Origin of the sequence: Halopseudomonas oceani (assembly GCF_002903165.1) — a bacterium.
GTDB lineage: Bacteria > Pseudomonadota > Gammaproteobacteria > Pseudomonadales > Pseudomonadaceae > Halopseudomonas > Halopseudomonas oceani.
Genome location: NZ_PPSK01000006.1, coordinates 32,506 through 44,269, shown reverse-complemented (window position 1 = coordinate 44,269; position 11,764 = coordinate 32,506). Strand labels below are relative to the sequence as shown.

Sequence of the window (11,764 nt, the reverse complement as noted above, 5' to 3'; positions counted from 1 at the left end):
CATGACCCAAGACAAGACAACCAACCAATCCTGGGGTGGCCGGTTCAGCGAACCGGTCGACGCCTTCGTTGCCCGTTTCACCGCCTCCGTGGATTTCGACAAGCGTCTGTACAAGCACGACATTCAGGGCTCGATCGCCCACGCCACTATGCTGGCCAAGGTAGGCGTACTGACCGATGCCGAGCGCGACACCATCATCGATGGCCTGAACGGCATTCGCAGCGAGATCGAAGCCGGGCAGTTCGACTGGCGGGTCGACCTTGAAGATGTGCACATGAACATCGAAGCCAGGCTGACCGACCGCATCGGCATCACCGGTAAGAAGCTGCATACCGGCCGTTCACGCAACGATCAGGTCGCCACCGACATCCGCCTCTGGCTGCGCGAAGAAATTGACGTCATCGTCGCCGAGCTGATCCGCCTGCAGACCGGTCTGCTGGATCAGGCCGAGCGCCACAATGCCGTGATCATGCCCGGTTTCACCCACCTGCAGACCGCCCAGCCGGTGACCTTCGGCCACCACCTGCTGGCCTGGTTCGAGATGCTGCAGCGTGACCGCGAGCGCCTAATCGACTGCCGCAAGCGGGTCAACCGCATGCCGCTGGGCAGCGCTGCGCTGGCCGGCACCACCTACCCGATCGACCGCAGCGTGACCTGCGAGCTGCTCGGCTTTGAAGCCATCTCCGGCAACTCGCTGGACGGTGTTTCCGACCGCGACTTCGCCATCGAATTCTGCGCCGCCGCCTCGCTGGCAATGATGCACCTGTCGCGCTTTTCCGAAGAGTTGGTGCTCTGGACCAGCGCCCAGTTCAACTTCATCGCCCTGCCCGACCGCTTCTGCACTGGTTCCTCGATCATGCCGCAGAAGAAAAACCCGGACGTTCCTGAGCTGGTGCGCGGCAAATCCGGCCGCGTCTACGGTCACCTGATGGGGCTGCTGACCCTGATGAAGAGCCAGCCACTGGCCTACAACAAGGACAACCAGGAAGACAAGGAACCGCTGTTTGACGCGGTTGACACCCTACGCGACAGCCTGCGCGCCTTTGCCGATATGATTCCGGCCATCGAGCCGCGGGTCGAGGTCATGCGCGAGGCGGCGCTGCGCGGCTTCTCCACCGCCACCGATCTGGCCGACTATCTGGTGCGCAAAGGTATTCCCTTCCGCGACTGCCACGAGATCGTCGGGCATGCGGTCAAGTACGGTGTGGATTCCGGGAAGGATCTGGCAGAAATGTCGCTGGATGAACTGCGCCGCTTCAGCGACCAGATCGAACAGGACGTATTTGAAGTTCTGACACTGGAAGGCTCAGTCAACGCCCGCGACCATATTGGCGGCACGGCACCGGCTCAGGTGCTGGCAGCAGTCCAACGCGGCCGCGCCCTGCTCAAAGCCTGAGTCAGGGCCTGTTGCCGCTTCGCTTACCCCCTTGCCGGCGGCCATGTATCGACCAGGCAGGCAGAGCGAACGAAACGGCGACAGGGCCTCTAACCGGCAGCCCAACCGGGCTGCCGGCCTTACTACTTACTACTCGCGCTCGGCGCTGATCACGAAGCTGCCACGACCGTTGTTGTCGTAGCTGCTCGCGGCCAACGTGTAACGACCCGCTTCCAGATAGGTGCTGATACGCGAGTTTGTTCCGCCGGCACCGTCATCGTCTTCCAGCTCTACACCATTGCCAGTCAGCTTCAGCATGGCATCAAAGTCGCTGGAGTACAGCTCAACCTTATAGTGGCCGGCCTCCCTGACGACCAGAGTCTTCTCGACACTGGCACCGGACAGCACGCCGGAAACGGCCTCGCCAGGGCGCAGACTGGAGCCGTTGCCATTGACCGCCTGGGTTGAGGTGGTCAGCGTGAACAGACCGGCACTGCCGTCTACAGTAGAGGCACTGACCCGATAGCTGCCGGGAGCAACCAGAGTGGTAATGGCCGCATCCAGATTGCTGCCGGCGCCATCGTCGTCACTCACGTCAACACCCGGACCCTGCAGGGAGAGATAGCTGTCGACAACCGCAGAACTCATGACCACGCGCACTAGCGAACGCTCTGACACATCGAAGCTGTAGACCTTCGGGCTACTATCGGCCAGACCGGTAATGCTGCTGCCGAGTTCGATCGGACCACCGTTGACCAGCTCCACACCCTCAGGCAGCGGACGGCTGGTCACCGACAGATCGTAAGCGCCCTCTGCCGGGTCATCCAGTGCGGTCGCGGTGACCTGGTAGCTGCCAGGATCCAGCTGAACGGTCAGACGGGAGTTGGTACCGCCACCGCCATCGTCATCCTCAGCCGACACAGAACCACCGCTCAGTTTCAGCACAGTATCCATGTCATCAGACGTCATGGTAATTTCGTACAGGCCGGCCTCAGCAACAGTCAAGGTGTAGTCGTTGGCCTGATTGCCTCGGGTCAGCAGACCGAAGACCGAGTCATCCAGCTCAAGTGCGCCACCATTACGCGCAGAGACCTTTTCCAGCGCCAGCTGGAACGGACCAAAGGTGCTGGGGCCAGAGCCGCTAACGCCCAGACGGTAGGTGCCATCGGCGTCAGGGGTCAGATGCAGCGTGCCGTGATTCGGGCCGCTGACCAGTTGATTGCGCTCATCGACCAGCGTCAACACAGCGCCATCGAGCGCGCCACCCTGCTGAACACGTACCAGATCGCCCTGCTTGAGCTTGACGCTGAAGACCTGATGGTGCGAGCCGTCGCTGAAGTTGACCGGACTGGTGCTGGTAATTTCGCCCTGCAGACGAGCCTTGCCTTCAGCATCGAATACCGCGGTGCCTTGGGTAGCTGCACAACCAGCAAGGGTAACCGCCATACCCAGCGCGACAGCGCCACGGGTAAGCGGGAAGGGAAGATTTTTGATAAACAGCATGAAAATTCCTTCTGGACGGATTACATCCTGAAACCGCCGAGCTTAAGCGCTCGGCTCCGTATTGGTACAGTCCGATTATGCCCGCTGGGCTCGCCAGTCTCCAGTACTCAAACCTGGGATGTGAGCCAATTCCGCACCGCTCATCCGACTGACGGTTGTTGCTGGGTAATACAGTGAATATTGCCACCGCCCAGCAGAATCTCACGGCCGGGAACCGTCACCACCCGTCGCTCGGGAAATATCCGCTGCAGCACCTCCAGCGCCTCGGCATCACGCGGATCATCAAAGCAGGGCGCAACAATCCCATCGTTGACGATCAGGAAATTGACGTAGGAGCCGGCCAGACGAATCGCGGGGTCACGGGCCTGACTGCCGTCCACCGCCAACACATCCGCGCACTCTTCGGCCGTCGCGTGAATCGGCCCGGGGATCGGAATCCGGTGCACGATCAGCTCGCGCCCCTGAGCATCGCGCTCGGTGGCCAGCACCTCGGCCGCTGCCTGGCAGCGCGGATAATTCGGGTCCTGCGGGTCGTCGGTCCAGGCCAACAGCACCTCGCCAGGACGAACGAAACAGCAAAAGTTATCAACGTGGCCGTCGGTTTCATCGTTGAACAGGCCCTCGGGCAACCAGATGACCTTGCTGATCCCCAGGTGCTCCGACAGTTGCAGCTCGATCTCCTCGGGCTGCAGATGCGGGTTGCGATTGGCGTTTAGCAGGCATTCTTCGGTTGTCAGCAGGGTGCCTTCACCGTCGACATGAATAGAACCGCCTTCGAGCACGAAGCCCTCGGTGCGATAACGCGGGCAGCGCTCCATCGACAGAATCTTGCTGGCGACCTGATCGTCCAGCGCCCAGTCGCGGTAGAGCCCACCAAGCTCGCCGCCCCAGGCATTGAACGTCCAGTCAACGCCGCGCAGCCCGCCCTGTCCGTTAATGACGAAGGTCGGCCCGGTATCACGCACCCAGGCATCGTTGCTGCTCAGCTCAACCACGCGAATCGCCGGATGGTCGAGCTGAGCACAGGCGTTGGCATACTCTGCCGCAGAAACGCCAACGGTCACCGGCTCAAATCCGGCGATAGCCTGCGCCACAGCAGCAAAAGCCGCCTGCGCCGGCGCCGCCTGCTGACGCCAGTTATCCGGTCGCTCTGGCCAGATCATCCAGGTTTGGCTGTGCGGCGCCCACTCGGCGGGCATGAAGTAACCATCGTGGCGCGGCGTGGTATGCAGGTTGAACATCAGCTCAGGACTCCAGTTCACCATCCAGGGTTTTGACCGGACCGTACAGATTCGGACGACGGTCACGGAATACCCCCCAAGCACTGCGGATGTGCTCCAGCTCGTCCAGATCAAAGGTCTGCACCAGCACGCCGGTTTCCGTCTCGTTCAGCTCCTGCACCTTCTCGCCAAACTGGTTGGCGATAAATGAGGAGCCGTAAAAGGTGATGTCATAGCCATCCTGCTCTTCGCGACCAATCCGGTTACTGGCAATCAGCGGCATCAGGTTGGCACCGGCATGGCCCTGCTGCACCCGCTGCCAGTGATCACGCGAGTTGATGCTGTGGTCATGCGGCTCGCTGCCGATGGCGGTCGGATAGAACAGCAGCTCGGCGCCCATCAGTGCCATGCTGCGCGCGCACTCGGGGAACCACTGATCCCAGCAAATGCCAACGCCAATCTTCGCATAACGGGTCTGCCAGACCTTGAAGCCGGTATCGCCCGGGTTGAAGTAGTACTTCTCGTGATAACCGGGACCATCAGGGATGTGGCTCTTGCGATAGATGCCCAGGTTGCTGCCATCGGCGTCGATGATGGCAACACTGTTGAAGCGCGCCCGTCCGGCCAGCTCGAAGAAACTGATCGGCAGCACCACCGCAAGCTCCTTCGCCAGCGCCTGAAAGTGCTTGATTGCGGGGTTGTCTTCGACCCGTGTCGCCAACTGCAGATAGTCCGGGTTGGGCTTCTGGCAGAAGTACGGCGTTTCAAACAACTCCTGAATCAGGATGACCTGCGCACCTTGGGCGGCGGCCTCGCGCACCAGCTTTTCTGCCTGCGCAAGGTTGGCCTGACGATCCCAGGAACAGCCCATCTGGGTTGCAGCTACGGTAACGGTACGGGTCATGACGCACTCCTGAAGATAAAAGCCATTTAAGCCGATAATTATCGACTTATACCTAATCAGAATCAGACTAGCAATAAAACAAAGGCCGGAAAATCGATATTTAACCGCATTTACTCCGATTCAGCAGGGCAAGCATAGCCCTGTCTACGTCAGCCTGCCGCTCAGGTATGCCAACGCAGCGGGTTCTGCCGATAAAAATCGGTCAAGTGCCGATAAACCGCCGGCCAGGTGCCGTGTAACACCTGGGGGCACTCAAAAAAGCTCTCCGACAGCACGGCAAAGAACTCTGCCGGCGCCTCCAGCGCGTAGGCATCCAGGGGCAGGTGCTCACCGCGCTCGGCACGCAGGGCCAGATCATCCCAGGCAGCCTGCATATCACGCGCCCAGTCCGTCTGACTCATGCCCCGGTGCAACGGCGGCGAGCCGTTGGCGACCGACGAGCGCATATCCAGCGTATGCGCCAACTCATGGATCACCACGTTGAATCCGTCCGCGCGCCCCGAGTGGCTCACATCCTCCAGCGACAACACCACCGGGCCGCGCAACCAGGCTTCACCGCTCAACTCACGTACCGCTTCGTGCACGACGCCAGCTTCATCACGCCATTTTTGCCGGGTACGAAACGGGCCGTCGTACAGCACTAGCGTCTGCCAGCCGTCGTACCAGTCAAGACCGATCTCCAACACCGGAAGCGCCGCCATTCCAGCGACTCGCAGTCGCAGGACATCATCCAGCTCAACACCCTCCAGCGGGTGCAGGTGCTTGCGCAGCAGAAAGCGCAGCGCGGTATCGTGCAGACGCTCACGTTGCTCCGGGTTCAGGTGACGGTAGCAGAGCCAGTCACCCAGCGCCTGCTGCCAAAGCGCCGGGTCGAGTTCAGCCTGCACGCGTTGCAGTCGACGCTGCTCGCTGCGCGCACGCCACCAGCGCAACAGCCCCACTCAGCGTCCCTCGACGCGCGCCAGCACCGGCGGCAGGTAGACACCCAGATACGCGGTCATCAGCCGTGTTGCTTCACGGCAGGTCGGGCCCGACAGCTCACCCGACTGCTGATAGCCGACGGCGAGCAGCTTGTCTGCCGCCTGCATCGCCAACGCGAAGACATCCACATCATTCGGCAACGACGGCAACACGAAGACCTCTGCCAGGCATTGCTGAAAACGCCGCCCAAGCAGTTGATCGTGCTGCTGATCCGCCTGCCGAATCGCAGCTAGATCGTGCCCAGCCAGCAGTAGCTCACGGGCGGCCGGGTTGCTGCGGTAGTAATCCTGAAAGCGCTGTTCAATGTCGGCCACCAGTTCCATCCAGCTGGACGGACGGGAGACCGGAGGTATCTGGAGAATCGCATCCAGTTGGAGAAACAGGCGCTCGGCCAGCGCCGCCAAGACGTCGCTGACTTGAGGAAAGAAGTGATACACCGAAGACGGCGGGATGCCGGCCTGCTCGGCGATGGCATAGATCGACAGCGCACTCAGTCCGCCCTGATCAAGCAGCGCAGTGGTCGCCTCGAGGATACGGTCGATCCGGTCCTGACTGCTGGCGCGGCGTTTCGGGGCGGATCTGCTCATAGGGGTTCCGTATCAACGACTGTCCTGCAGACGATACCACAGCAACGCCAGCGCCCGGATAGCGGTCTGCAGCGGCGCACCCGGCGGAACCGGCAGGTGACGCCAGCGCGCCATGAGGTCGAAGTTGCGCGCATCGCCCAACACCGTCTCGGCCATCAGCTTGCCAGCCAGCCCGGCCAGCGCCACCCCCTGCCCGGAATACCCCTGGGTGAACAGCACCCGCTGGCCCAGCCGACCAAACACCGGGGCCTTGCTCATGGTCATTGCTACCTGACCACCCCAGAGATATTCGAAATCCTCACCCGCCAGCTGCGGAAACACCTGCGCCATGCGCTCACGCATGGTCTGGCGCAATGCATCAGGACGGGCATCGCGGGCGCTCGCGCGCCCACCGAACAGCAGACGGTTATCCGGCGTCAGGCGGTAATAATCGATCAGGGTGTTCATGTCGCAGACCGCTGCGCGGGAGGGAATCAACTGCCCGGCCAGATCACCGAGCGGCCGAGTCGCCCCGATATAGCTGCCAATCGGCATAAAGCCCTTGCGGTACCAGGGCAGCAGCTTGCCGAGGTAGGCGTTACCCGCCAGCAGCAGATGGCCGGCGCGCACCTGACCGCCAGCCGTACAAACCTGAACCTGCCCGCGCTGCTCGCTATAGCTGCGCACAGCGGACCGCTCAAGGATACGCACGCCTGCCTGCTCAGCTGCGCGCGCCAGTCCCTGCACGTACTTCAACGGATGCAGATCACCGCCACCCCAGTCCATGACGCCGGCGTGATAATCGGCTCGGAGCAGACCTTGAAGCGCTGCGCGGTCATGGAACTCCAATCGGTCGTAGCCCAGCGCACCCAGCTCGTCCTGCCAGGCATGCAGCTCAGGGACATGACGGGCCTTGTTGGCAACCAGCAGAATGCCCCATTTCAGATCGCAGTCAATGCCATGCCGCTCGACCCGGTCACGGAGCAGGTCCACGCCATCGACGCCCAGCTGCCACACCCGACGCGCATCGGTCTCGCCCAACTCGCGTACCACCCTTGCATGATCGCAGGCCACGCCGGGGTTGATCTGCCCGCCATTGCGACCAGAACACCCCCAGCCGACATCCTCGGCCTCAAGCACAATCACGCTGCGCCCGGCCTCGGCCAGCTCCAGCGCTGCCGACAGGCCAGTAAAACCGGCACCCACGATACAGACATCCGCATCCAGCACACCCTGCAGCTGCGCACGGGGCGGAACAGCAGGCACACTGGCCCGATACCAGGAATCATTCATCACAAAGGCTCTCGTATAACGAACAATCCCGCCGGATGGCGGGATTGTGATGGGTCACGCCGTCAAGGAAGCGCCGACCAACTCCACACGCCCTTACACGGTGTGCAGGTACCACATGTACTCAAGGTCGGAGATCGTCTTCTCAAACTCCTCCATCTCGCTTTCCTTGCAAAGCACAAAGACGTCGAGATACTCCTCGCCGATGTACTCCTTCATGACCTCGGAGGCTTCCAGCTCACGCAGCGCATCCCGCAGGTTGGTCGGCAACGACGGTTCGTGCTGATCGTAGGCGTTACCTTCGGTCATCTCCGGCGGCTCGACCTTGTTGCTGATACCGTAATGAATCGCTGACAGCAATGCAGCCATCAACAGATACGGGTTGGCATCGGCACCAGCCAGACGATGCTCGATACGCATGGCCTCCGGCTCACCGCCGGGTACGCGAACTGCCACCGTGCGGTTATCAATACCCCAGGTCGGCGCGCAAGGCACAAAGAAGCTCGGACTGAAGCGGCGATAGGAGTTGACGTTGGGGCAGAGGAAGGCCATGTACTGCGGCAGCGTTTCCAGCAACCCACCAATCGCCCAACGCAGGGTGTCGCTCAGGCTGCCATCCGGGTTCGGTGCAAAGATATTGCGGCCGTTCTCGTCCATCAGGCTGATATGCACGTGCATGCCGTTGCCGGCCTGGTCGTAATACGGCTTGGCCATGAAGGTGGTATCCATTTCATGGTCATAGGCGACGTTCTTTATCACCCGCTTGAGCAGCACGTTGAAATCACAGGCCTTCACCGGATCATCAACGTGATGCAGGTTGACTTCGAACTGCCCCGGAGCCGACTCGGCCACGATGGCGTCAGCGGGGATGCCCTGCTCGTGGGCAGCTTCGATGACGTCCTCAAGAAACTCGGCGTACTCGTCCAGATCATCCATGGAGTAAACCTGCACCGAATTCGGACGCTTACCGGACATCGGCGAGCGCGGCGGCTGCGGTCGGCCGGTGATGTTCTCCTGGTCAATCAGGTAGAACTCCAGCTCAAAGGCAGAAACCGGGGTCAGCTTGAGGTCCTTGAAGCGTTCTACGATGCGTTGCAGAACATAGCGGGGGTCTGCGAAGAAGGGGGTCTTGCGGTCAAACTCGTACATGGTCATCAGCAATTGTCCAGTTGGACGCTTCTGCCATGGCTCCACCGTCAGCGTTCCGGGAATCGGCAAACAGATGCGGTCAGCATCGCCGATCTCCAGACCGAGTCCGGTCTCCTCTACGGTCGTACCTTGGATATTGAGCGCAAAGACCGATGCCGGCAATGCGATGCCCTTCTCGAATGCTTTGGCCAACGCAGAACGATCAATACGCTTGCCGCGCACGATGCCGTTCATATCGGCAATAAGAAGGTCAATAAAATGGGTTTCCGGATGCGTGGCGAGAAAGGCCTCCGCTTCCTGGATGCCTACCGGCTCACTGGGCGTGGCGGCAACGGCGGTTACAGCATCCGCTCCGGCTTGGGGCTGCATGGGATTTCACCTGTTATTTGTAAAATATATCAATCACAGAACTTACACGCTGTGAGTTAATCCGAAAGGCCCTTCGGAGTCAATAGAACTAATACCGCACAAACATGGTGCGCACTGCACTATAAAAGGCCACACATGGCGAATATTGACGAAAATAAGCGGCTCTTGTGTTCGTTATTTTTGCTCTTTGTGTTAATTATTTTTTATTGCTATTGTACGAAAAAACGAACAACAATCGGTTCGCATTCACTTTGTCACTGACTTGCTGGAACATCAAATGTCCGTCCTACGCAAACCCGTCATTGGTATCGTCTGCTGCTCAGAACAGCTTGGCCTCCACCCGTTCAACATCGTCGGAGAGAAGTACATCCTCGGCGTTGTAGACGGTGCCAACGGCCTGCCGCTGCTGATTCCAGCCCTGGGCGAGCGACTGGACAGCGATCAGCTGCTAGAGATGCTGGACGGCATTCTGTTTACCGGCTCGCCGTCCAATGTCGAGCCCCATCATTATAGAGGGCCGGACAGTGTCGAAGGCACCAAACACGACCCCAAGCGCGACGCGACAACCCTGCCGCTGATTCGCGCCGCCATTGACCGCGGCGTACCGGTACTTGGCATCTGCCGCGGCTTTCAGGAAATGAACGTCGCCTTCGGCGGCACCCTGCATCAGCGACTGTACGAAGTTGGCGGTTATATCGAACACCGCGAAGACAAAAATCAGCCCGTCGACGTCCAGTATGGACCAGCCCACGAGGTTCGCCTTGAACCCGGGGGGTTGCTCTACGAAATTTCAGGCTGCAGCTCGGCTCAGGTCAATTCCCTGCACACTCAGGGAGTCGCTACACTGGGAACCGGTCTGCAGCCTGAAGCGACAGCACCCGATGGACTGATTGAGGCTTTCTCGGTCAGTCAGGCAACCCAATTCGCTCTCGGCGTACAGTGGCACCCCGAATGGCAGGTAACCCAAACCCCCTTTTACCTGTCCATTTTCCAGGCGTTCGGTAACGCCTGCCGGGCCCGCGCGTCGCGGCACTCCTGAGGCAGTTATGAACAAGATTGAAAGCTGGCTGAAAGAAAACAAGATCACTGAAGTGGAATGCATGGTTGGCGACCTGACCGGCATTGCCCGCGGCAAGATCGCTCCGACAATGAAATTTATCTCGGAAAAAGGCATGCGCCTGCCCGAAAGCATCCTGCTGCAATCGGTCACCGGTGACTATGTAGAAGACGACATCTATTACGACCTGCTCGACCCGGCCGACATCGACATGATCTGCAAGCCGGACGAGACCGCGATGTTCATGGTGCCGTGGGCGCTGGAACCGACCGCGCAGATCATCCATGACTGCTTCGACAAGATGGGCAACCCCATCGAGATGGCACCGCGCAACGTGCTCAAGACCGTGCTCAAGCTGTATGAAAAGAAGGGCTGGAAGCCAATCGTCGCGCCCGAGATGGAGTTCTACCTGACCCGCCGCAACGAAGACCCGGACCTGCCGCTGCAGCCGCCGATCGGCCGCTCCGGCCGCCAGGAAACCGGTCGCCAGTCCTTCTCTATCGACGCCGCCAACGAATTCGATCCACTGTTCGAAGACATGTACGACTGGTGCGAGGCACAGGGCCTGGATCTGGATACCCTGATCCACGAGGAAGGCACCGCGCAGATGGAAATCAACTTCCGTCACGGCGACTCACTGCATCTGGCTGACCAGATTCAGGTGTTCAAGCGCACCATGCGCGAAGCAGCCCTCAAGCACGACATGACAGCCACCTTTATGGCCAAGCCAATTACCAATGAGCCGGGCAGTGCGATGCACCTGCACCAGAGCATTGTCGACGCCAAGACCGGCAAAAATATTTTCTCCAATGATGACGGCAGCATGAGTGAGCTGTTCCTCCATCACATCGGCGGCCTGCAGCGCTACATCCCGGAAGTGCTGCCGCTGTTCGCGCCGAACGTCAACTCGTTCCGCCGCTTCCTGCCAGACACCTCGGCACCGGTCAACGTTGAGTGGGGCGAGGAAAACCGCACCGCCGGTCTGCGCGTGCCGGACTCCAACCCCCAGAACCGCCGGGTCGAGAACCGCCTGCCGGGCGCAGATGCCAATCCCTACATCGCCATCGCGGCTAGTCTGCTGTGCGGCTATCTGGGCATGGAGAACAAGATCGCACCCTCCGCGCCGGTCAAGGGCCGCGCGTATGAACGCCGCAACCTGCGCCTGCCGCTGACCATTGAATCGGCATTGGAACGCATGGAGCAATGCAAGGACGTTGAAAGCGTCCTGGGCAGTAAGTTCTGCCGCGGTTATGTCGCGGTGAAACGTGCTGAACACGAGAACTACAAACGGGTTATCAGTTCCTGGGAGCGCGAATTCCTGCTGCTGTCCGTCTGATTCCTTAACCTTGT

At 60.4% G+C, this 11,764-nt stretch carries 10 protein-coding genes; 3 read left to right on the top strand and 7 right to left on the bottom strand.

Annotated features, from left to right (window positions below; all coding sequences use genetic code 11):
- Position 1 precedes the first annotated feature (1 nt).
- Positions 2 to 1,396, top strand: a complete 1,395-nt coding sequence (argH, locus tag C1949_RS08385) for an argininosuccinate lyase (protein ID WP_104738035.1) — start codon at positions 2 to 4, stop codon at positions 1,394 to 1,396.
- A gap of 129 nt (positions 1,397 to 1,525) precedes the next feature.
- On the opposite strand, the gene C1949_RS08380 is transcribed toward argH, so the two are convergent.
- The 7 genes from C1949_RS08380 to C1949_RS08350 all read right to left on the bottom strand — a co-directional run bounded on the left by C1949_RS08380 (position 1,526) and on the right by C1949_RS08350 (position 9,357).
- The gene (locus C1949_RS08380; protein ID WP_104738034.1) at positions 1,526 to 2,878 is read right to left on the bottom strand and encodes a hypothetical protein; all 1,353 of its coding nucleotides are present in this window, start codon (positions 2,876 to 2,878) and stop codon (positions 1,526 to 1,528) included.
- A 140-nt stretch (positions 2,879 to 3,018) separates the two neighbouring features.
- Positions 3,019 to 4,119 carry an agmatine deiminase gene (gene aguA, locus C1949_RS08375; RefSeq protein WP_104738033.1) on the bottom strand — a complete coding sequence of 367 codons (1,101 nt, stop codon included), beginning with the start codon at positions 4,117 to 4,119 and terminating at the stop codon, positions 3,019 to 3,021.
- A gap of 4 nt (positions 4,120 to 4,123) precedes the next feature.
- Entirely contained in the window at positions 4,124 to 5,002 is an 879-nt protein-coding gene (gene aguB, locus C1949_RS08370) for an N-carbamoylputrescine amidase (RefSeq protein WP_104738032.1), read from the bottom strand.
- Between the two features lie 161 nt (positions 5,003 to 5,163).
- Positions 5,164 to 5,943 carry a M90 family metallopeptidase gene (locus tag C1949_RS08365; RefSeq protein ID WP_104738031.1) on the bottom strand — a complete coding sequence of 260 codons (780 nt, stop codon included), beginning with the start codon at positions 5,941 to 5,943 and terminating at the stop codon, positions 5,164 to 5,166.
- Complete coding sequence (locus tag C1949_RS08360) at positions 5,944 to 6,570, bottom strand: TetR/AcrR family transcriptional regulator (protein ID WP_104738030.1); 627 nt, start codon at positions 6,568 to 6,570, stop codon at positions 5,944 to 5,946.
- A gap of 12 nt (positions 6,571 to 6,582) precedes the next feature.
- A complete protein-coding gene (locus C1949_RS08355) occupies positions 6,583 to 7,842 on the bottom strand; it encodes an NAD(P)/FAD-dependent oxidoreductase (protein ID WP_104738029.1) in 1,260 nt (419 codons plus the stop codon).
- A gap of 93 nt (positions 7,843 to 7,935) precedes the next feature.
- On the bottom strand, positions 7,936 to 9,357 hold the full coding sequence (locus C1949_RS08350) for a glutamine synthetase family protein (protein ID WP_104738028.1): 1,422 nt from the start codon (positions 9,355 to 9,357) through the stop codon (positions 7,936 to 7,938).
- Between the two features lie 277 nt (positions 9,358 to 9,634).
- Here C1949_RS08350 and C1949_RS08345 point away from each other — a divergent pair, with 277 nt between their 5' ends.
- Both C1949_RS08345 and C1949_RS08340 read left to right on the top strand, forming a co-directional pair.
- Entirely contained in the window at positions 9,635 to 10,396 is a 762-nt protein-coding gene (locus C1949_RS08345; RefSeq protein WP_104738027.1) for a gamma-glutamyl-gamma-aminobutyrate hydrolase family protein, read from the top strand.
- Positions 10,397 to 10,403: 7 nt separating this feature from the next.
- Positions 10,404 to 11,750 (top strand): glutamine synthetase family protein, encoded by a 1,347-nt coding sequence (locus C1949_RS08340; protein ID WP_104738026.1) that lies wholly within the window; start codon positions 10,404 to 10,406, stop codon positions 11,748 to 11,750.
- Positions 11,751 to 11,764: the final 14 nt, after the last annotated feature.